Here is a 20,002-nt window from a genome sequence, read left to right as displayed (position 1 = left end):
GTGCATCGATTGCGGACGGCGATGAACTAGGGTCTTAGACCAAGAACCCAGTCTATTCCCGAAGATTGCGAACATCGGCGGTCACGCACACGATCTTATCTTCTGAGGCTTTTGGCGAGGCAGCCAACGACCACCTCGCCTGGAACCATTTAATTGCCGTGCCCGATCGCACGCCCGAACAACCTGGCCTGCCGATCGGCAAACGCGCGGGGATTGGCCGGTTTATCCCCGTCGAGGATGCGGGCCTCGTCAAGCAACAACCACGCCGCATCCTCGCGGAAGGACTGATCGTTGATCGATGCGATGCTTGCAACACGCTCGCTCGTTGCATTTATCTCCAGGATTGGCTTCGATGCTGTCTGCAACCGCCCTGCCCCTTGGAGGAGCTTTTCGAGCTGGCGATCGGGCCCATGTTCCGACGCGACGAGGCACACCGCGCTTTCGGTCAACCGATCGGAAACGCGCACATCATCGACCTCGTCACCAAGGACACTTCGAGCGAAATCGATAAATGCCCCGACTTCGGGAGAAGCTTGCCGACCAGCTTCATCAGTGCCGCCATCGCCGGTCACAGCGTTCAGATCGGCAAGACCCTGGGTAACCGATTTAAACGGCTTGCCCTCGAAATCGGGGGCGCTGGGTGGCCAGAAACTGTCTACGCCATCGGTAAGCAGAAGGACTTCGATACCTTTGGCTCGGAACCCTTCAAGGTGCGGCGACGACTTGAGTTGATCCAGGTTGGAGCCGCTAATGTAATAGATCGCCGACTGGCCCTCCTTCATTGAAGTCAGATAGTCGGCCAGGCTCCGAGTTGCCTCGCTGGACGCCGTACTACGGAAGCGCGACAGTTTCAGCAACTGCGAGCGCCGCTCGAAGTCGTCGTAAATACCTTCCTTGAGAATGGGTCCGAACAGGTCCCATACCTTGGAAAACGTCTCGGCTTCGCCTTCGGCCATCTTCTCCAGAGCGGACAGTATCCGGCTCGTTACGCCCTTTTTGATAGCGGCAAGCACGGGACTTTCCTGGATCATCTCACGGGAAATGTTGAGTGGCAGATCCGAGGTGTCGACGATGCCACGCACGAACCGCAGGTAACGCGGTAACAACTCGGCTTCGTCGGTTATGAAGACGCGCTTCACGTAAAGCTTCATCCGGCCCTGTCGGTCCGGATCGAACAGGTCAAATGGTTGGGAGCCGGGGATGAAGGCAAGCGTTGTATATTCGTGGCGTCCCTCAGCGCGGAAATGCACGTTTGCAAGCGGCTCATCGTACTGGCCCGAGACGCTCCGATAGAAATCGTCGTAATCCTGCTTGGATATCTCGCTCTTTTGCTTTACCCAGAGCGCTGCACCATCGGACACCTGTGACGGCTCCGCGCCCTCTTTTTCTACGAGACGTATAGGAACAGGCACGTGGCCGGATTGTTCACGGATAATCTTCTCGACGGTCCATTTGCTGGCGTATTTCTTCGCATCTTCCATGAGATGTAGCACGACACGCGTACCGCGCGCTGGTGCTTGCCCGACATCGACACCGACGATGTCATAGCTTCCCTTACCGTCGGATGACCATTTCCAGGCTTCGCCCTCGCCGGCACGGCGGGAGATTACATCAACCCGATCAGCAACCATGAACGAGGAATAGAACCCGACGCCGAACTGTCCGATCAGTTCAGCCTTCTCCCCAGCTTTGGCCGCCTCAAGCCGCTCCATGAACGCTTTTGTCCCCGAGCGCGCGATCGTGCCAAGCGCGTCGATCATCTCGTCGCGGTTCATGCCGATGCCGTTGTCCTCGATAACGAGCGTCTGCGCCTCCTCATTAAGCGTCACCAGAATTCCCGGCTGGATTCCATCGGAAGAAAGCTTCGGCTTCGAGATCGACTCATACCGCAGCTTTTCGCAGGCATCCGCCGCGTTCGAGATCAATTCTCGGAGGAACACGTCTTTGTCCGAGTAAACTGAATGCACCATCATGTGCAGGAGCCGGCTCACGTCGGCTTCAAATACGTGTTGCTCGGGCTGCCGCTCTTCTGCTGTCGTCATTGATATCTCCATCCTACTGAAATCGCCGGACAAATGATCTCTATTGCATCAGAATTCAAGAGCTGACCGCCGCGTCGCGCCGACAGGAATGACGTCCTGAACAGCTTCCTCAGATGAACCGGGCAGAACTCTATCTTTCTGCAAACATCGCAGTAAGCCTCTCAAGCGGTGTTGCTACATGACAGGCTCGACAAAGCAGACGCGGAGACGGCCATTCTTCGCGACGGCATAAAGGAAGACAAGCCGCATATGACGCTGTATGGCAGTGGTCGCGGATGGTCTGTAAGCAGTAGGGGGCGAACATTTCAGGATTGCACTTGTGCTGATTTCCGATAATCGGAGGAGCGTTTTTTTCAGCCCTAATGCCCGAATCGAGTGACGTTTGGACTATTCTCTGCAGACCGAAGTTATACTCTCAGTCACGCCCGCCCTTGGCCATTGGGCTACCGACAGACCAAGGAGGCGCTATCTTCCGCATGCATTGCGAGCTGTCATTCAAGATATGGAAAGCGGTTGGATTACGGCCTTCAAAATCACTCTGCCGGATGAAGGCGTCATTAGCGATGTCGCAGAAGCAAAACAAATATTGGCTTGCTTGCAGCAGCTCTGAAAAAAGCGCTATCGAACCGGCTTGAGGGATTCCTCAACTTCAATGGATTGTCTTCTCAACCTTGGATGCCAATTGACGCCTACATAGATCTGATCAGTTGCGGAGGCTCCACCAGAGACACCAACCTGTGCCCTTGGCGAAAGCACTTTGTTTAGACCGTCTTCTGAACTATCGAATGGAGCAAAGAAGACTTCCGCAGAGCCGACAAATCCTCGATCCTTTGAGGAGTCGCTGTCAATAAGACCGCTTCCCCCAAATCTTATCTCGTCAAAGATTTCGCCAGCCTGGCCATCAATCGACGAAAAAAGGAGCGGAACAATTGCCGCCGCAAATATAAGTCTCATCCTTGCAATCCCTCGAATCACCCGCGCCGAGTATTTCCAAGCCGTTTAGGTTTGTCACGAAGCGGGGACTGGGGCGGTGCTCTTTATCTTGCGCTGCAACTGACCAATCGATCTTCAGAAGGTAAGAGGTACTCCTTTTCAGCCCGTATGTTTGTTAGCTTCTAATGGCTGCCGCCGTGAGGTGCAGCATCATTTGGTTTAACCAAAGCGATGCGGCCGTAGGAACCGGATGACGTCTCTAGTCTAAAAAACCAAGATGCGAGGTGGCTTTGTCGAGCAAAGCGACGCTGATCGCACTCGCCGCGTTCTTTGGAACGGTAACGGCGACGTGGCGCGTGCCTTCGATCTGCGTCAGGCCGGGTCCGTAGTGCGCGACAGGACGGACGGGCTGATGGTGGAGCAACATGTCGGTCTCCTCGCTTGGAGCCGGGGACGTACACTCGCGTCGGCCTCCGGTCATAGTGTTTCATTACGGCAAAATTCTAGACCTGGAATATAAGCTTGGCGCGACCAAGACCTTCAGTACCGAACTCATTCGCTCTGCGAACGAAATTGAAAAGATCGGCACCTATGAGCAGCGCCGCTTTTTACAGAGGGCGATCATGCGCTTTTGCGGGCCGCAGCCATGACCCGCGATCTACATATTCTCATTAATACAGGTACAGTTTTCCGTTACCTTCGAAGCTCTTTCAGCGGAGCGTTGGTACGTGAATGCGACATCTGCGCCGTTTAGCTCGCAATTTGGCGGATTTGGGGGCGGAAGTGTGGTTGCGCCCCTCAGCCTCGGCCACGAGAAGGAACTCGCGCCGTCGGCGCATACCTGATGACGCCCCAGCTCGAACCGCAAGGCAATGCCGAATTCACGCTTGGCAAGCTGCTTGCAGATTCGGCCGTGGAGGCCAGCGTAGGCCACATTGTTTTTTCTACTCCTCAAATCAGTATCGGGTCCGCGCTCTGACCAGAAACCGCGATGCAGTGGCAACCTTCGACACAGGAAGTTGCAGACCCCGATTCCCGAAGCAGGTTTTGGCGGCTAGTCTTGTTAGCTCGACCTCGGCGACAAGCGAGCCACGTCTCACTGAGGGGCCATGATTCGCGAGCTTGTCGCTGTGCGTTCACCCCCAAGCCGTGGGCGTACGCTTTGCCAGTCCTCCGACTTGATGTTGGAGTGGACGGCCCCTGAACGGCATCGAAATGTGCCAGAATGAGCTGTTAAGATCTCAATCGAAGGGGCCGCCCATGGACAAGATTCTCGCCTTACCATCGATCCAACCTGATGCCATCCTCGTTATCTCCTAACCGATGGCGGCGTCCAGCTACGGTCAGCAATTTCAGTCTTCGGCCAGTACGTCCGAGATAGAGAGAAAAAGCGCCTGCGGGTGCTGGAAGCCAATTGGTCTCGAGATACTTCCCTGGTGACGTAGGTTGAACGTAAATCGTCAGCGACCCGTCGTCATGGATCTTCTTCTTGGTACCCAGCGAGTAGCGACCGAGCTCTTTAGGCGAGAAAAAGTGCTGGGCATCGTACACCGTCAGCAACCAAGACCCATCGACAGGCGGCGTATCGGCCTTAGGGAAAGTCACCTTGTAGCTGCTCGCTCCATTCAGCCGGCGGCCATTCGCATCTAGGTCATGATAAAAGTATTTCGTTTCGGTCGGCGATCTACTACCCCGCCGAAGCTTTGCCTCGCAAGGCTGGTGCCAGTAGCTATTTCTACAAGCCCTCGTTACCAGCGGACTCAAATTATCGGCAAAGACGGCTTCTCTTTCCTAGAAACGCGCGTTGTAGACCCCTTCTAGGTTCGCTGTCTGTAGACTGTGGCTATGCTTTGGTGAAGGCGCCAGCGATAATGGCGCTGAACGTGGCGATTGCTTCACTCTCGTCGCAATCGCCACGCAACCGGGCTGCCGCGATTGCTTCACCAGCGCCAACCATGCCTATGCAGCGTCTTGTCAATTCATCGGGCGCTAGCGCGCTGTGCGGCGCCAGCACTGAGACTAACATCGCGACATTGTTTGCCAGCAGCTCTTGGAACACGGCCGCCTTCTCCTCGCTGCCAGTCAGCGCTGCTCCGACCGCATGGAATTCGCCGTCTATTTCGGCGGCACATTGAATATAGGCTGCGGCGAGCAGATCGACCGTTTCCGCCGCGCGGCGCCCGCTTCCGGTCACCGCCTCGCGAAAGGCATTGACCTTCTCCGTGTCGATCCAGCGATAGAGAGCGATCAGAAGCTCGGACTTGGTCTCGAAATGATCGTAGGCAACGGGCTTGGACACCCCGGCGCGGGCTGCAAGATGTCCCAGTGTCAGCCGGTCGGCGCCTTCTTCGCGGACAATCAAAAGGGCGGTGTCGAGCAACTGCCGGCGCCGGTCGGCGCGCGGCAGCCTTTTCGCCGCCGTTGCGTGATCCGTCATATCGTCGCTTCGCTTCATTGAAACCTCGTCTGTTGCCAATACTACTAAAGGTAGGTTATGAACGTTCTGCCTACTAATAGTAACTTACGAAATAGTAGAAGGAAAAACCTATGTCCGTAAATCCTATCCTGATGATGGGTGGCTCCGGCGCAATCGGCCGCCTGAGCGCTCAAATGCTACGCAACCTGCATCAGGACGCACCATTTTTGATTGCCGGCCGGAACATCGAAAAGGCACAAGCGGTGGCCAAGGAGCTTGGCAATGCCGAAGCCGTGCAACTGGACCTCGGCGCGGACGATCTCGGATTGGGCAGTCGCCAGGTTGGCGCCGTCGCTGTCTTCTATTCGGACGAAAGCCTCGCCGGACTTCGCTATGCCAATTCACGTGCTCTGCCCCATCTCGGCATTTCGTCCGGCGTCTTCGAGATCGCACCCGAAATTGCAATATTCATGCACAAGCCGGACGCGGGGGCCGTCGTTCTCGGCTACGAATGGCTCGTCGGCGCCACAACGGTTCCCACACTCCAACTCGCGAAAAAATTCGATCGCATCGACGAGATCAAGATCGGAGCCTTGGTGGATGAAGAGGATGGCGGCGGACCCGCCGTGGCGGAAGATTTCGAACGCCTGTCCAAGATGATGTCCGCAGCACTGACGCGTCGCGATGGCGCCTATATCTGGCGTGACGGCGACGATGCCCAGGCGCTGTTTCATGCGATTGACGGCACCGAGATCAAAGCCTCCGGCTTTTCTTCGATCGACGTCGCGGGGTTGGCAACGGCCACCGGCGCGAAGAACGTCCAGTTCGATCTTGCAACGGGCGTCAGTTCGGCCCGTCGCCGTGGCGAACCGAAATCGACAGAGATCATCATCGAACTCTCCGGCAAGGATCATGATCGTCAGCCGCTACGGACACGACATGCGGTCTTTCACCCAGGGGGAGCGGCACCTCTTACCGCGATGGGCGTGACGATGATCCTCGAGCGCCTGACCGGGCTCGACGGTCGAGCGCCTGCACCGCCCGGTCTCTATTTTCCGTATCAGTTGATCGGGCCCGACACGTATCTGCATCGGTTGGAAGCAGCCGGGGGCAGCGTACTGACACTGAACCTCCCTTGAGGGTCGTCATCAAAATGTGGCTGCCAGTAGAGTCAATCTTAGTCAGCGCTCAGCCACGAAATCGAACAGCCCGTCGCCATATTTGCCCGGACTGCGGGCACCCGACAGAAAACTAGCGGCCAAGCGGATATCTGCCATACCCGAGGCACCTCCTGCTTGACGAGCACCGATAATACGAAGCTATTTCAGCGCGGGTGTACTGCCCACCGTCACAGGTTTCGCGCTGTGGACAGCATTCGGCGTCACGCGAATGGAATGGCCCACTATACTGACCAACTCGGCATGTTTCATCTCGTCAGCGTTTATTCTGTTCAAAAAACTGAGCACCAAAAAAGCAACTGCAAAATAGCTTTCGCCTTGGCTTCCAATGGCACGGCGAAGACAGGAACTTTCCAAGCTCCGCGCGGTTTATGTGGCCAATTTCAACCGAGGAGGAAGCAAATATGGCTGAGAAAACACTGAACGATCTTTTCTGGATACGCTCAAGGACATTCACTTTGCCGAAAAGCAGATCCTGAAGGCGCTCCCGAAGATGGCACGTGCGTCGCAATCGGAAGAGGGCAAAGCAGCGTTCCTGAAGCACCGGGATCCGACAGAAGGTCAAATTGACCGTCTCCAGCAAGTGTTCGAGCTGATTGGAAAACCGGCTCGCGGCAAGACCTGTGAAGCAATCCAGGGCATCATCGCCGAAGGCGAGGAAATCATCGAGGAGTACAAAGGCTCGATCGCTCTCGACGCAGGCCTGATTTCTTCTGCGCAGGCGGTAGAGCATTACGAAATTGCACGATATGGGACGCTCAAGAGCTGGGCTGGCCAGTTGGGCCTTGAAGAAGCGATCCCGCTTATCGATGCCAATCTCCAGGAAGAGCTCGAAACCGACGAGCTGCTTACGCAGCTTGGGGAAGCGTCAGCAAACTCCAAGGGTGCTAAAAACACGGCCTGAAGTGAAGATCGGGGGCGCGCATATAGGTGCTCGCCGACAATTTCATATTCGTGTGGAGGAAATTATGCGTACCGAACGCGAGGAATGGATCTCAAAGCGCGCGTACGAACTCTGGGAGCAAGCTGGCCGGCCTGAAGGGCAGGACAGCGAGCAGTGGGCACAGGCAAGTGCGGAATGGGAATCAAAATCCGGAAAGGACGGAGGAAAAGCCGCTAACACTGTTTGGGATGATGAAGAATCCTGATCAGAACCTGCCCACAATCCTTCGCACCGCATTACTCCGCGGTGCGAAGGAACTGTTCAACAGTCTGCACGTCAAGCTGCATGGAAAACCGGTCTCGTAGCAAAGTGATCGCCGCGTCGTGGGTGGCATTTGCCCCGCTGCAGACGGCATCCGACAACACGGTCACGTGGTAGCCGAGATCGACCGCGCCCAAGACCGTCGCCAGGACGCAGACATCGGTTTCGCCACCTGACACCGCGATTGACGATATTTCTTCCTGGCTGAATACGGAATGTAGGCGACCATCGGTCCAGGGACTGTAGGTAGACTTGTCGAATACCCGCGCCGGGGGAATGTGCCGCCTCAAGGGTTCGACAATTTCGACCATCTCGGGCGGAAGCTTCGCGAGGGTCATGGCCTCCCACCGCTCATAGTAGCCGCGCCAGTTGCCGCTGGCTTGTGAGGATTTTTCCGGGGGAACAAACCGTGTGAATACCGTCTTGTCCGGGAAGCGCCCGACGACCTCGCAGACGACAGGTAGGACGGCCCCCATCCACTCGACTTGCCACGGCGTGTCCTCACTGAACATCCGCTGCATATCGATACAGAGGTGACGCCAGTTTCGAGACGACATCTTGCCCTTCCTCAACCAATTTAACGTAAGGCTGATGCGAACAGGCGCGATGAATAGGTCACGCTCCATTCGAACCTTAGACTTTCGCCGTTTGACCGGCCTCTTTAAGATTTGCAAACTTGATCGTCGTCGGCCGCAAATTCTCTTCCAGCCAGGCGGCCATGGCAACTTCCTGGTCAAGGCTCATTTGCAATGGGCTCACCAGACCTGCGTAGCCTCCAAGCTCGGCGATCGTAATCAGCGACTTATACGCCGCAATTTCGAAATTCTCGAAGGCGAAATTCGCCATGCTATTTTTGAGGATCTCGTCGCCGGCAACCGAATGCCCTAACGCCGCAAGCGATCCAGTGAGAGACAATGCCAAATCCTTCAACGTCGAATGGTCCTCGGCAAGCGAAGTGAGGATTTCCTCGATCCGATCAATCTGACCCTGAGTTTCGTTAATGTGCTGCTGCAGCATGGCGGCCATTTCGGGATAGTTCTCAATTCGCTTCACCTGCGGCTTCATGATCGACAGGGCCTGGTTTTCCATGGCGTGAGCGTTTCTCAAGCCAGTCACAAAAATTTCGCGGGTCTTATCATCAGACATTAGCTTCTCCTTTGGGGCTTTGCGAACCGCTTAAGCGGGCGAAAGTTCCATTCTAGGATTGCGGCTTCGCGTCTCACATTGAGGCTGCAATGACGGCTTTAGCGACTCTGAGGCCCCGATGTCCTCTCCTGTGGGCGTTGGATCGTTGCGCTGTTCGGATCGCCGGGTGTCAACACGAAGTAATACAGCTCTGCCAAAAGAAGCGCCGAGATAAGAATAATTGCCGCAAACAGCATCATCCCATGTGCCGCCTTGTCGCCTGAGCCATAGCCTCATCTCCTTCACGCTCTCCTATCCCGCGTCATTGGTTGGTAGTTGAAACATCGGGTGGGTCTGCGGGGCCTTCGTGGCTGCCATTTCAAAAATAATAACCGACATCAAAAGCGCCGACCACCGTCAGCGCAATGCCTAACTCAGTCACCTTTTTCGAGGCAACGCACGACCGAACGGCAATCCGTCGGGTTCAGCGAATGGCTCATGAGTTCTTACGTGAGACCTTACGCCGGTCTGATATCGTACGAACGAATTTAGGGTCGGAACGTAATTCAACAGGGAAGGTTGTGTCGACTAACGGGGAATGAGGCAATGAACCAGTTCGATTCCATTGGCTTCACTGAGGCGCAACTTCTTGAGCATACCCAAGCGTTGAGAAACTTCGCGAGGCGATTTCATCCTTCATCCAGCGACATTGACGATCTTGTGCAGGAGACGATGGTAAAAGCAATCGCTAACGCGGATAAGTTTCAGCGTGGCACTCAGTTACGGTCCTGGCTGTTCACAATTATGCGTAACACCTTCTGCACGAAATTCGGGATCGTCAAGCGAGAGCAAGTAGGGAACGTGGAAGACGCAGCCTTGCGGGTGTCTACCCCAGCGAACCAGGAATGGACTGTTCGGGGCCATGAACTCGAAGTCGCGATAGCGGGACTATCGAAAGATCATCGGATGGCAATCGAACTTATTTTTATCGAATGCTTGAGTTACGAGGATGCCGCAGGCCGATGCGGCTGCGCGCTGGGTACAATAAAAAGCAGGGTTAACCGAGCTCGGCTCCACTTGTCGGCGATGATAAATCAATAGAAGTGTCATTTGAGATCAATGGGCTCGATGCGAACCTAGCTCCGCTAGCGCGGCATAAGCTGACAGTCCCCCGTCCGGCCTATAAGCACTTGTCGGGGAGCATTCGGGGCCGCGGTTTTCGGCGCGGGCAGCTCCGCCTGGAGCTGGTCTTTTCTCATTAACATGTGATATCCTTTCGGTTCGAGACGAACGTCGAACCGAACGATATCGCCAACGTTTCTTCGTAATAATTGGTTCCGAAAGCGTACCGCCACCGTCTATGTGAGCCGCAGGACATCCTTGAACTTTACCACAGCGGCGATGGACCCGTTTTCATCTGTCAGCTCGAAAGCCTGGCCATCAACGAGCTCCCCGTCAAACACGCGCTGCGAGAGCAGCTCACGAGCTGATTTGACGGCTTCGGCTTCAGCGCTTGCCAGGTCAACGAAATCAGCGCCTTCAGGGTCGTGTGCGATCTTATCGCCGTCCCGAATGTGGAAGTAGTACCTTGGCATGACTCACTCCTGCTATGTTGCGTGCTCAACAGCAAAGTTGCAGATAAGTTTCCTCGCTCCGCGCGTAAGTTGCTTTTTCTGCTAGGAATCGTTCATCTCAGCCATATGTGGAGTTTTATTTGCATTAAGATGAATTCTGAAATGTCCTGGACCACAAATAAGCTACTTTCATTACTGCCGCCGATCGAGACAGAGTTCATACGCCAGCACCTAGTGCCGGTCAGGTTGACGCTTGGTGAGCGACTGTTTGAGGCCAACGATCCCATCGGGCATGTCTTTTTTTTCGAAGGCGGATTGTCTTCCGAGATTGCCGGAGGACGGTCCGGGAAGGAAATCGAAGTCGGATGCATAGGCCGTGAAGGTTTCTCCGCTGTGCCCATCGTCCTCGGCGTGGAAACGACCCCTCACTATGCGTTTATGCAGTGCGGAGGCCCAGCATTGCGAATTGAAGTTGGCAGACTTCGAGAAGCGATGTCGAGGTCCATACCGTTGCGAGACCTCTTACTGAAGTACGCGCATGTATTCATGATCCAGATTGCAGCAACCGCACTTTCTGACGGTCGGTATAACGTTCAGCAGCGCTTGGCACGTTGGATACTTATGAGCCAGGACAGGATCGGAGACGAACTTCCCCTCACCCACGATTTCCTTGCGCTGATGCTCGGTGTACGACGGCCGAGTGTCACAGACGCCCTTCACAAGCTTGAAGGTGATCTTGCGATCAAAGCCGAACGCTCGATGATAAGAGTCACGGACAGGCTGGAACTGGAGACGATAGCCGGTCAAGCTTATGGGATCGCCGAAATGGAGTATGTACGACATCTCGGAACCGATTGGCGCCGTGATTGAAAGGCAGCCGATATTTGATCAGCAGCCAAACGGAACGAAGGCGGTTCGGGATTCTTGCATGGGTCATCGATGACTTCGTCCAGACCCGTTGCAGCGCGTGTTCGATGCGCATCAGGGTTAAGCAGCTTTCGTCAGCCCGTTGGAGCTTGCCCGGCGAGCAGGCGAGGTTCCCGCGACATCGGGCATGATCATCGCGGCCCACCCTACATGGTTCAAATCAGTCGTTCATAGAACGCTGTGAGCGTCGCAAATTCTATGCCAACCTTGGTCATCGAGGCATGTGCCGTCATGTGGTCCTTGTCATGCAGATAGAACCAGTCGTCAAAGCCGAACTTCGTTTTCGTGCCGTCTGCAGCGGGCACCTCGCGGGTATACTTCCAGCGAAAGGTATTGCCGAACTGCTCGCCATCTGCGGTGCCGTCGATGAGCGTCTCCCGTCCTTCGTAAGCGCCCTCGCCCCGATTGATGATTGTCCAGGTCAGGAAATCATGGTGGCCATCATCGAAGCTGTATACTTCCTTAAGAGACAAGGTATTGGCCTGGGCATCCCACCGACCCTCCGCCTCGATGGAGAATCGGTTCTTAAGACCGCCCATTCGGCCGAGCGAAACACCCCATCCTCGAAGCGAGCCCGAGAAGAACTCTTCCAGCACAAAGGCAGGGGCCGTTTCTGAATTGTTGTCAATGGTCACATTCCAGCTCCTTGATCGCAGATTCCACATGCAGCTGATATCTCAACACCAGCGGCGATATGTCATCGCTCGCCTCAACTTCCCGCCCTCCATCAGGGAGTGTCGGGCATTTATCACGTCCATGATGGCGGTCATGGACTCCACCCTATGCCAACGAGTCAGCTTCCTGAACGAAGAGCTTAACGCCATGGCTGCCGATAACCAGAGCTCAACGCGGGAAGGCGACAGCTGCCTTCCCGCCAAAGACGTTACTTGTCGAGATCCTGAGCCATCTTGTAGTGGTGCTCCAATGCAGGAAGCGTCTTTGCCGCCCAAGCCTTCAGGTCAGCGTTTTCCCCTTCGGTTGCATAGCGCTTGAAGAGATCAACAGCGTCTTCGTGAGCTTCGACCTGATCATCGATGTATTCTTCATTGAACTCGGCACCGTTAAGCTTGCCTAGCTCATCTACCTCTTCCTTGTGATCCTCAATCAGAGCAGTCACAGCATTACCTTGGACCTTGCCACCCGTAAGAAGTGCTTTGAGTTCGACGGTCGTCTTCTCGTGATCGGTGATCATCTTCTGCGCGAATGCCTTGATGGTCTCGTCACCCTTCTGAAGCGCGAGCTTGCTCGATTCGATCTCAAACACATCGCTGGCGGAAGCCTGCAGGATGAAGTCTTCTGTCTTTGGGGCCACGCCGAGAGCTGAATTCACTCCGGTCGATTCCGTGGCGGACTGCGCCAAGGCACTTGTGGCAGCCAAAGCGAACGCTGAAGCGAGTAGGATCTTTTTCACGATGTCTCTCCTGTTGTTGTGCGGCTACAACTGGGCGAACTGCCATCGGTTCCCGTTAAATGTCTGTGTTTGAAGAGAAATTATGGGCTAAAAGGTCACGTTAGAGGCGGCCTGACGTTTCTTAGAGAGTTACAAACCCACCAACCTCTAGTGCTACAATTAGCACCACACTCGTATTCTCCCGGCTTCCTCGCGCGGACGTCATGTGAAGATTTCACCAACTATAACAACGTTCAGCCGATGAGGAGAAGCAGCCCCGCGACGTTCGATCACCGACGATTGAGGTCCCTACCTCCGCTCTCGCTTGGCAGCACTGCAAGGCGTTGAGCGTTCTTGATCGGAAGCCGTCGCAATCGTTGTTGAACAGAACCATGATGTAGATTTTTCTCGAAAGCGCGCTGGGGGCGGAAGATGATGCCTGACTATCAAGCGCCGACTTGCTAATCGTGTCCTCTGTAGTGGCGCCAACCCTTATGCAACCTTGTCGATGTTCAGCAATTGGTAACCGTCTGGCATGAAACATCCACGTTTACCGGGCCGATCCGTTGTTGGGTAACTTCCGAGGCTTACCTTGTGGCCAACTCGCATTGGTAGGCCCCCATGAACGTCGCAACGCCGTTTCCGCAAATAACCCAAGCTCATCCAGCTGGCATCCCCAGTGCCGAGCAGATCCTCGAGCTATTGCCGCGTCCAGTCTTGGTCGTCGGTTCGGACGGGCTCGTCACATATGCGAACACGGCCAGCATGACATCATTGGCAGCGGTCGTCGGGAGCGAAATGCACGACCTTTTTCCAGGATGCGCGTTGAACCTTGCCACCATGACCGGCGCACCCTCCTCTCTCCTAGTATCCAGGGACAGCGAGAATTTCGATGCCGCCATTGCAGCATTGGGTGCAGGACAGTTCCTCATCGATTTGCGGCCCTCCCTACATTCACAATGCGCCGACAAACCAAGCGGTTTGGATGAACTGACCGGTCTAACCAAACGCAATGCCTTGCTCGCGTACCTTTCTTCGGCCTTGTGCACTGGACCGGCGTCTTCGGTCGCAGTTCACTGCCTCGATCTCGATCGTTTCAAGATGATCAACGACACGCTCGGACATGCGGTCGGCGACCTTCTTCTAAAAAAGGTTGCAGACCGGCTCACAGCTGCCTGCCACAAGGATGATATCGTCGCTCGTATCGGTGGGGATGAATTTGTCGTCCTGCAGCGGCACGTTGAGGAGGAGGGAGCAGCAGAGACCTTGGCTTCTCGTATTGTCGACCTCATCGGCCGCACATATGTCATCCATGGTCACACCGTCAATATCGGCGTCAGCGTCGGCGTAGCGATCGGCACAGATGCCGTTCAGGCGCGCGACCTCCTCCGCAACGGTGACCTCGCCTTGTATGAGGCAAAGAAGGCCGGAAGAGGCCGTTACAGCATGTTCAAGAACGGCATGGACGCGCTTCTCTTCGCGCGCCGGGAGATGGAAATCGATCTGCGCCGTGCGCTGGCGCTGAAGCAGTTCAAGCTGAACTACCAGCCGTTTATCAATGTCACCAGCAACAGAGTAGACGGGTTTGAGGCGCTCCTGCGCTGGGAACACCCGGTCAAGGGCAATATCCCGCCTCTCTCCTTCATCTCACTTGCCGAGGAGAACGGTTTAATCTTGAAGATCGGCGAGTGGGTAATGAGAACTGCGTGTGTTGAAGCCATGTCATGGCCTGGCGAGATGATCGTGGCTGTTAACGTTTCGCCGCTGCAGTTCAAAGCCGACACGTTGCTCGACACGGTAGCTACCGCGCTCAAACGGTCCGGACTGCCAGCCCATCGGCTGGAAATCGAGATCACCGAAGGCGCGCTTCTCGACGATACCGACAACGTCATTCAGACGCTCAATTCCCTGCGCGAGCTCGGCGTTAAGATCTCGATGGACGACTTTGGAACCGGCTATTCGTCACTGAGCTATCTGCAGAAGTTTCCCTTCAACAAGATCAAGATCGATCGGTCCTTCGTTGCCAGTGACGACGCCGACAGCGAAGCCATTCTGCGCTCCATCGCAGGTCTCGGCGCCAGCCTTGGCATGGCCATTACAGCCGAAGGCGTCGAGACCGCCGAACAATTGTCTCGGATCCGCGGAGAGCGTTGCACGCATGTGCAGGGATACCTTACCGGCCGGCCGATGGGCATGGATCAGATCCCTGCCTTCCTCGCGCAAAATGATGTAGAATGACAAAGGGTTTAACCATGGCTTCTGGCATGTACCGGCTCGTTTATTACAGTCGCAATCATATTGCCCACAATGAAGCGACCTTTGGCTCACATGTGGAGGAAATCCTCGAAAAGAGCCGGATAAACAATCAACGCGACGAGATTACCGGAGCGCTGCTATTCAATGCCGGGTGCTTTGCCCAAGTTTTGGAAGGCCCCCTCGATAAAGTCGAGGCAGCCTTTGAGCGCATCCAGCAAGATGAACGGCACGGAGATGTGTCGCTGCTCGCCTTGGATCCAATCGATCGCCGGTCTTTTCCGAACTGGGCAATGGGCTTCATCGGCACGTCGGACATACACGCCAAGCGCTTTGCTGGCATCGGCCTCTCCAGTGGTTTTGACCCTTCCCGCCTGAGTGGCGACGAAATCCATGCCCTGCTGAGAGACCTCGCGATCGAGGAGGAGGCAGCTTGACTCGATGGCTATAGATGATGGAGTGCTATCGGGCGCCTCGATGGGATCGGCCTTGCGGCCCGTCGCTCGCACCCACATTCCTCTTCCTTCCTCGGCGGTGAATCAGCAAAGGTCGCTGTCATCGGCGGTACCCGGCGTGATCGCCGTCGGCGACACAGCTTACAGAATTGCGGCAGACATTGCCCATCAGGCGATTGACAGGACCGGCGGGGCTTCCGTTTCCAGTATCGCCTTCGATATCGTCTCAGCGATGTCTCTGACGCTCTTGGCGTCTTCGACGATGGAAGCTTGCGCAGCAGGAAGGCAATCGAGCAGCAATAGCGCTTGTTCGACAGATCGTGTTCGAACACAGGCCTGAACTGGTCAAGGCGGCCTAAGTTCCGTCGCCGTCTTAGTACACTTAATTTTTTCTGACAGAGCTGGCCCAAAGAATCTGTGCGTGGCGACGGACCCCGCGAAACCAAATCTTCTCACGTCCGTTGAATGGCGCCACTCAACGAGGTTCGCAATGATGCAACGCACACTCCTGCAATTCTTCCACTGGTACACGCAAGACGGAGGCGGACTTTGGAAAGAAGTCGTGGAGAAGGCGGAAAGTTTGGCGGCAATCGGCATCACGGATATCTGGTTGCCCCCAGCCTACAAGGGTTCTGCCGGGGGATTTTCCGTTGGTTACGACACCTACGACCTGTTCGATCTCGGTGAATTCGATCAGAAAGGAACGGTCGCGACCAAATATGGCGACAAGGCTGCGCTCGAACATGCATGCCGGATCCTGAACGAAAACAGCATCGGTGTGATCCACGACGTGGTATTCAATCACAAGATGGGCGCCGACGAGAAAGAGACGGTCCGTGTCAGGCGGGTCAATCCCGACGACCGCACCCAGATCGAGGACGAGGAGTTCAAGGCGCTCGCTCATATACGCTTCAACTTTCCCGGGCGCGGCGGCGCGCACTCGAAATTCGTCTGGGATCAAAAGTGCTTCAGCGGTGTCGACCGCATCGAAAATCCGGACGAAAGCGGTGTCTTCCGGCTCGTCAACGAATATGGCGAAGGCGAATGGAATGACGAGGTCGACGACGAGCTTGGCAATTTCGACTACCTGATGGGCGCCGATGTCGAGTTTCGCAACAAGGCCGTCTATGAGGAACTGAAATATTGGGGGCGATGGCTGTCCGAGCAGGTTCGTGTCGACGGTTTCCGGCTCGATGCGGCAAAGCACATTCCCGCCTGGTTCTTCCGCGATTGGGTCGGCCATATGCGCCAGACCGTCAAGCAGGACTTGTTCGTGGTTGCCGAATACTGGCACCCGAACATGGGAACGCTGAAGAGCTACCTCGATCTCGTCGATCACCAACTGACCGTGTTCGACGTGGCGCTCCACCACCGTTTCCATGAGGCGTCGAAGTCCGGCGGCGATTTCGACATGCGGACTATCTTCGACGGATCGCTCGTGTCGGTGCATCCCGACCATTCTGTGACCATCGTCGACAATCACGATACCCAGCCGCTTCAATCCCTCGAAGCCGCCGTTGACCCATGGTTCAAGCCGCTTGCATATGCGCTGATCCTGTTGCGCGAACAGGGCGCACCATGCGTCTTCTATCCCGATCTCTATGGCGCAAGCTATACGGAGAGCAAGGACGGCGAACATCGCTCGGTCGACATGCCGGCGATCGAATGCCTGCCAAAACTGGTCGAGGCGCGCAGACGCTTCGCGCACGGACCGCAGACGGATTACTTCGATCATCATTCATGCGTCGCATTCGTGAGACATGGAACCGCCAACATGCCCGGCTGCGTCACCGTCTTGTCCAATAGTGACGCGGGCGAGAAATCAGTTGATCTCGGCATGGAGGTAGCGGGCGCCAATTTCCGGGATTACCTCGGCCACCGCGATGACGAGATCGTCGTCGGCGATGATGGCAAGGCAAGTTTCCCGGTTCACGGCGGCAGCGTCAGCGTTTGGGTTCGCGCCGATGTTGCGTAGTAGGTCAGATTACCGTGCGGGAGTAGAGCATGGATTGCAGCTTGATGGTCTCAGGGGAAGCGCACTTGATCGGCTGGCGCTTGGGCATGGTATCGATCTGAAACGTCCGACGCCCAGCGGAGAGGCGGTGGAAATTTCCGATGACACCAAGCGAAGGCTTCTCCAGGCGCTGAATGTGGAACTGATCGATGATCATCCTGCCGGATCCGGTGGCCGGAATGCCGGATCGCACATGCTCGAAAATGCGGCTTCATGCTTCGTTCCAGACTTCCTGTCCGCAGAGCGCGTCTGGGGCCTTAGCCTCCAGCTATACGAGCTGCGCTCTGAGAGGAACTGGGGCATCGGCGATCTTGAAGACCTGCGTGTCATGATCGATATGGTCGCGTCGCTTGGTGGCGATTTCATCGGGCTGAACCCGCTGCACGCTCCCTTTCTCGCTGACGCAGGGCGATGCAGTCCCTATGAACCTTCCAACCGGCTCTTCCTCAACCCGCTCTATATCGCTGTCGACAAGCTGCCCGGTTTCCAGCCGGATGCCGAACAACAAGCAGCGATCAGCGCATTACGCGCCACCGATCTCGTCGCATACGGGGCAGTGACTGATGTGAAGCTTTCAGCCCTACGATCAATCTGGGAGCGGTGGAAAACCACAAATGCGGCCGATGACGCACACACGGACTTCGAAGCCTTCGTCGGTTACGGCGGCGAGGCTCTTCGACGTCACGCCCTATTCGAAACCCTGTCGGAGTATATGGTACAGAGCGGCTTTGCGGCTGGCTGGCACTCCTGGCCGGATGAGTTTCAGGATCCAGACGCGCCATCGGTTGTTTCATTTGCCGCCGCGCATAGCGATGAAATCCGGTTTCATTCCTGGCTGCAATGGATCACCCACCGACAGCTTTCGGACGCCGCGGCATATGCCGGCACTTGCGGCCTGCGAATCGGACTTTATCTCGACCTTGCCGTCGGCGAGGCTCTCGACGGCTCCGCGACGTGGAGCGAAGGCGATAACTACCTGACAGAAGCGACAATCGGCAGCCCGCCCGATCCGTTCGCACCAGATGGTCAGGACTGGCACCTTGCAGGGTTCCAGCCGTCACGGATCGCCTCGGGTGAGGCTTCGCCATTCGAGCGAATGGTGACCGCGGCCATGCAGTATGCCGGCGCCATCCGGATCGACCACGCGGCAGCGCTTCGTAGACTGTTCCTCGTCCCGATAGACAAAACGCCATCTGACGGCGCCTATGTCAGCTATCCGCAGGAAGACCTGATACGGATCCTGGCAGATACGTCCGGGCGGCATCGTTGCCTCGTCATCGGCGAGGATCTGGGATTGCTCCCCGACGGACTTCAGGACGATCTGACGGCCGCCAGCATCCTGTCTTACCGCATCCTCTCCTACGAGCGCGATGACGAGGGCTTCAAACCCGCGACAGAATATCCGGCTCTCGCACTGGCCTGTATATCGACACATGACCATCAGACGCTAACGGGATGGTGGCGCGGTGCGGATATCGATCTTCGTGCCGAACACGGCATTGTTTCGCCAGACCTGACACGCCAGCATGAGGCCGAGCGCAAGCAGGAACGGCGGCAACTGATCCAGGCGGTTGGCATTCCTGATGCAGGCGATCTGATCGAGACCCTGTCGCAATCCACCCTGCAAGACCTAACCATCCGAGCACATCGATTTATCGCCGGCACGCCGAGCATACTGGTCGTTATCCGTCTGGCAGACCTGACAGATGAAATGCGACCGACTAACGTTCCAGGCACCAGCAGCAGCTATCCCAATTGGCAACCCAAACTTTCGGTGGCGATCGAGACGCTGTCCGACTTGCCTCTGGTCAAGGCGGTAGCCGACGCAATTAACGAGGGACGGTCGTCAAGCCAGCCTGGCCGTGGCCCGAGTTCAGACTATCGAGACAAGAAACGCTCTCCGGAGATACTCGGCACTTCCAGGCAGGCGGCCACCAAAGAAACCGACAAGACAGACGCCCAGAAGCTCGATGCAATCGTCGAGAGATACGCCGACAAAATACCGAGACCCCTTGGCCGCTTCATCCGGTCGATGAGAAAGCCGGAACTGCGATGGCTCCGTCTCATCGTGGGTATCCTGTTTGTCATATTCGGATTTGTCGGGTTTCTGCCGATCCTGGGTTTCTGGATGGTGCCGTTGGGATTGATTATTCTTGCACAGGACAGCAAGTGGCTACAGTGCCCGACGCTGAAAGCGATTACCTGGCTAGAAGGAAAACTGCTTAGATAGTTCAAGCAGCGGCAATCATTCGGCCGTTGCGACGATTTACATTTGAAGGGCTTCGAGGATCGCTTCGACATTTCAGCGGCTTTGGCAGGTTACCTGTAACTATCGCTCTCAATAGAATTAGCCAACAGACCCGCTCGAATGGAACAGCCTGATTGAGAAGCCGTTTGGTTAAGCTGGTAAAGTCGCCGGCGATAAAATGGCAGGTTCATGTGAGTGTCGTTGAGTCCAGAGATGAAGATGCCCCCCCACCCGCTGCTACGG

18 protein-coding genes and 2 pseudogenes are annotated in these 20,002 nt (G+C 56.0%); 10 read left to right on the top strand and 10 right to left on the bottom strand.

Going from position 1 to position 20,002, the window contains the following annotated elements; genetic code table 11:
* Positions 1 to 149 precede the first annotated feature (149 nt).
* The 3 genes from htpG to JZX87_RS19305 form a co-directional block, all read right to left on the bottom strand.
* Positions 150 to 2,042, bottom strand: coding sequence for a molecular chaperone HtpG (gene htpG, locus JZX87_RS19315; RefSeq protein ID WP_206827394.1), 1,893 nt, complete (start codon positions 2,040 to 2,042; stop codon positions 150 to 152).
* A gap of 618 nt (positions 2,043 to 2,660) precedes the next feature.
* Positions 2,661 to 2,996, bottom strand: a complete 336-nt coding sequence (locus JZX87_RS19310; protein WP_206827393.1) for a hypothetical protein — start codon at positions 2,994 to 2,996, stop codon at positions 2,661 to 2,663.
* A 238-nt stretch (positions 2,997 to 3,234) separates the two neighbouring features.
* Positions 3,235 to 3,402 carry a hypothetical protein gene (locus tag JZX87_RS19305; RefSeq protein WP_206827391.1) on the bottom strand — a complete coding sequence of 56 codons (168 nt, stop codon included), beginning with the start codon at positions 3,400 to 3,402 and terminating at the stop codon, positions 3,235 to 3,237.
* Between JZX87_RS19305 and JZX87_RS19300 the strand changes: the two genes are divergently transcribed.
* Positions 3,401 to 3,625 carry a hypothetical protein gene (locus JZX87_RS19300; RefSeq protein ID WP_206827389.1) on the top strand — a complete coding sequence of 75 codons (225 nt, stop codon included), beginning with the start codon at positions 3,401 to 3,403 and terminating at the stop codon, positions 3,623 to 3,625. The genes JZX87_RS19305 and JZX87_RS19300 overlap by 2 nt on opposite strands.
* A gap of 628 nt (positions 3,626 to 4,253) precedes the next feature.
* On the opposite strand, the gene JZX87_RS19295 is transcribed toward JZX87_RS19300, so the two are convergent.
* Together JZX87_RS19295 and JZX87_RS19290 are read right to left on the bottom strand one after the other, a co-directional pair.
* The gene (locus JZX87_RS19295; RefSeq protein WP_286194925.1) at positions 4,254 to 4,739 is read right to left on the bottom strand and encodes a DUF1214 domain-containing protein; all 486 of its coding nucleotides are present in this window, start codon (positions 4,737 to 4,739) and stop codon (positions 4,254 to 4,256) included.
* Positions 4,740 to 4,818: 79 nt separating this feature from the next.
* On the bottom strand, positions 4,819 to 5,430 hold the full coding sequence (locus tag JZX87_RS19290) for a TetR/AcrR family transcriptional regulator (RefSeq protein WP_286194924.1): 612 nt from the start codon (positions 5,428 to 5,430) through the stop codon (positions 4,819 to 4,821).
* 92 nt (positions 5,431 to 5,522) lie between these two features.
* Between JZX87_RS19290 and JZX87_RS19285 the strand changes: the two genes are divergently transcribed.
* From JZX87_RS19285 to JZX87_RS31815, 3 genes and pseudogenes are all read left to right on the top strand, one after another.
* Positions 5,523 to 6,530 carry an NAD(P)-dependent oxidoreductase gene (locus JZX87_RS19285; protein WP_148144979.1) on the top strand — a complete coding sequence of 336 codons (1,008 nt, stop codon included), beginning with the start codon at positions 5,523 to 5,525 and terminating at the stop codon, positions 6,528 to 6,530.
* 443 nt (positions 6,531 to 6,973) lie between these two features.
* Positions 6,974 to 7,473, top strand: a pseudogene (locus JZX87_RS19280) (YciE/YciF ferroxidase family protein).
* Positions 7,474 to 7,537: 64 nt separating this feature from the next.
* The gene (locus JZX87_RS31815; RefSeq protein WP_206827388.1) at positions 7,538 to 7,717 is read left to right on the top strand and encodes a DUF2934 domain-containing protein; all 180 of its coding nucleotides are present in this window, start codon (positions 7,538 to 7,540) and stop codon (positions 7,715 to 7,717) included.
* Positions 7,718 to 7,748: 31 nt separating this feature from the next.
* On the opposite strand, the gene JZX87_RS19270 is transcribed toward JZX87_RS31815, so the two are convergent.
* Both JZX87_RS19270 and JZX87_RS19265 read right to left on the bottom strand, forming a co-directional pair.
* Positions 7,749 to 8,330, bottom strand: a complete 582-nt coding sequence (locus JZX87_RS19270; protein ID WP_206827386.1) for a cysteine hydrolase family protein — start codon at positions 8,328 to 8,330, stop codon at positions 7,749 to 7,751.
* A gap of 76 nt (positions 8,331 to 8,406) precedes the next feature.
* On the bottom strand, positions 8,407 to 8,919 hold the full coding sequence (locus tag JZX87_RS19265; RefSeq protein ID WP_206827384.1) for a ferritin-like domain-containing protein: 513 nt from the start codon (positions 8,917 to 8,919) through the stop codon (positions 8,407 to 8,409).
* Positions 8,920 to 9,504: 585 nt separating this feature from the next.
* Between JZX87_RS19265 and JZX87_RS19260 the strand changes: the two genes are divergently transcribed.
* The gene (locus JZX87_RS19260) at positions 9,505 to 9,999 is read left to right on the top strand and encodes a sigma-70 family RNA polymerase sigma factor (protein WP_206827382.1); all 495 of its coding nucleotides are present in this window, start codon (positions 9,505 to 9,507) and stop codon (positions 9,997 to 9,999) included.
* Positions 10,000 to 10,256: 257 nt separating this feature from the next.
* On the opposite strand, the gene JZX87_RS19255 is transcribed toward JZX87_RS19260, so the two are convergent.
* Positions 10,257 to 10,493, bottom strand: coding sequence for a DUF6894 family protein (locus JZX87_RS19255; RefSeq protein WP_206827380.1), 237 nt, complete (start codon positions 10,491 to 10,493; stop codon positions 10,257 to 10,259).
* 141 nt (positions 10,494 to 10,634) lie between these two features.
* Here JZX87_RS19255 and JZX87_RS19250 point away from each other — a divergent pair, with 141 nt between their 5' ends.
* Entirely contained in the window at positions 10,635 to 11,342 is a 708-nt protein-coding gene (locus JZX87_RS19250) for a Crp/Fnr family transcriptional regulator (RefSeq protein ID WP_206827378.1), read from the top strand.
* A 212-nt stretch (positions 11,343 to 11,554) separates the two neighbouring features.
* Here the strand turns inward: JZX87_RS19250 and JZX87_RS19245 are convergent, their stop codons facing one another.
* A complete protein-coding gene (locus tag JZX87_RS19245) occupies positions 11,555 to 12,034 on the bottom strand; it encodes a DUF3833 family protein (protein ID WP_206827376.1) in 480 nt (159 codons plus the stop codon).
* Positions 12,035 to 12,282: 248 nt separating this feature from the next.
* Positions 12,283 to 12,810: a DUF4142 domain-containing protein gene (locus tag JZX87_RS19240; RefSeq protein WP_206827374.1), complete on the bottom strand. Its 528-nt coding sequence runs from the start codon at positions 12,808 to 12,810 to the stop codon at positions 12,283 to 12,285.
* An 804-nt stretch (positions 12,811 to 13,614) separates the two neighbouring features.
* Between JZX87_RS19240 and JZX87_RS19235 the strand changes: the two genes are divergently transcribed.
* The 4 genes and pseudogenes from JZX87_RS19235 to malQ all read left to right on the top strand — a co-directional run.
* A complete protein-coding gene (locus JZX87_RS19235; RefSeq protein WP_286194918.1) occupies positions 13,615 to 15,027 on the top strand; it encodes a putative bifunctional diguanylate cyclase/phosphodiesterase in 1,413 nt (470 codons plus the stop codon).
* Positions 15,028 to 15,041: 14 nt separating this feature from the next.
* Entirely contained in the window at positions 15,042 to 15,479 is a 438-nt protein-coding gene (locus JZX87_RS19230; protein ID WP_148144977.1) for a BLUF domain-containing protein, read from the top strand.
* Between the two features lie 508 nt (positions 15,480 to 15,987).
* On the top strand, positions 15,988 to 17,472 hold the full coding sequence (amyA, locus tag JZX87_RS19225; protein ID WP_206827370.1) for an alpha-amylase: 1,485 nt from the start codon (positions 15,988 to 15,990) through the stop codon (positions 17,470 to 17,472).
* A pseudogene (gene malQ / locus JZX87_RS19220) lies at positions 17,462 to 19,354 on the top strand (4-alpha-glucanotransferase); the annotation flags it as partial. The gene amyA and the pseudogene malQ, both read left to right, overlap by 11 nt.
* Positions 19,355 to 20,002: the final 648 nt, after the last annotated feature.

This window comes from Agrobacterium sp. Ap1, from assembly GCF_017313375.1.
GTDB lineage: Bacteria > Pseudomonadota > Alphaproteobacteria > Rhizobiales > Rhizobiaceae > Neorhizobium > Neorhizobium cellulosilyticum.
The sequence above is the reverse complement of the archived record's forward strand: the minus strand, read 5'-3'. Positions and strand labels throughout refer to the sequence as shown.

What these genes read in the sequence shown, in the direction of transcription:
- htpG (WP_206827394.1), bottom strand. Translation starts at nt 2,042, where the DNA reads ATGACGACAGCAGAAGAGCGGCAGCCCGAGCAACACGTATTTGAAGCC.
- JZX87_RS19310 (WP_206827393.1), bottom strand. Translation starts at nt 2,996, where the DNA reads ATGAGACTTATATTTGCGGCGGCAATTGTTCCGCTCCTTTTTTCGTCG.
- JZX87_RS19300 (WP_206827389.1), top strand. Translation starts at nt 3,401, where the DNA reads ATGTCGGTCTCCTCGCTTGGAGCCGGGGACGTACACTCGCGTCGGCCT.
- JZX87_RS19305 (WP_206827391.1), bottom strand. Translation starts at nt 3,402, where the DNA reads ATGTTGCTCCACCATCAGCCCGTCCGTCCTGTCGCGCACTACGGACCC.
- JZX87_RS19290 (WP_286194924.1), bottom strand. Translation starts at nt 5,430, where the DNA reads ATGAAGCGAAGCGACGATATGACGGATCACGCAACGGCGGCGAAAAGG.
- JZX87_RS19285 (WP_148144979.1), top strand. Translation starts at nt 5,523, where the DNA reads ATGTCCGTAAATCCTATCCTGATGATGGGTGGCTCCGGCGCAATCGGC.
- JZX87_RS31815 (WP_206827388.1), top strand. Translation starts at nt 7,538, where the DNA reads ATGCGTACCGAACGCGAGGAATGGATCTCAAAGCGCGCGTACGAACTC.
- JZX87_RS19270 (WP_206827386.1), bottom strand. Translation starts at nt 8,330, where the DNA reads ATGTCGTCTCGAAACTGGCGTCACCTCTGTATCGATATGCAGCGGATG.
- JZX87_RS19265 (WP_206827384.1), bottom strand. Translation starts at nt 8,919, where the DNA reads ATGTCTGATGATAAGACCCGCGAAATTTTTGTGACTGGCTTGAGAAAC.
- JZX87_RS19260 (WP_206827382.1), top strand. Translation starts at nt 9,505, where the DNA reads ATGAACCAGTTCGATTCCATTGGCTTCACTGAGGCGCAACTTCTTGAG.
- JZX87_RS19255 (WP_206827380.1), bottom strand. Translation starts at nt 10,493, where the DNA reads ATGCCAAGGTACTACTTCCACATTCGGGACGGCGATAAGATCGCACAC.
- JZX87_RS19250 (WP_206827378.1), top strand. Translation starts at nt 10,635, where the DNA reads ATGTCCTGGACCACAAATAAGCTACTTTCATTACTGCCGCCGATCGAG.
- JZX87_RS19230 (WP_148144977.1), top strand. Translation starts at nt 15,042, where the DNA reads ATGGCTTCTGGCATGTACCGGCTCGTTTATTACAGTCGCAATCATATT.
- amyA (WP_206827370.1), top strand. Translation starts at nt 15,988, where the DNA reads ATGATGCAACGCACACTCCTGCAATTCTTCCACTGGTACACGCAAGAC.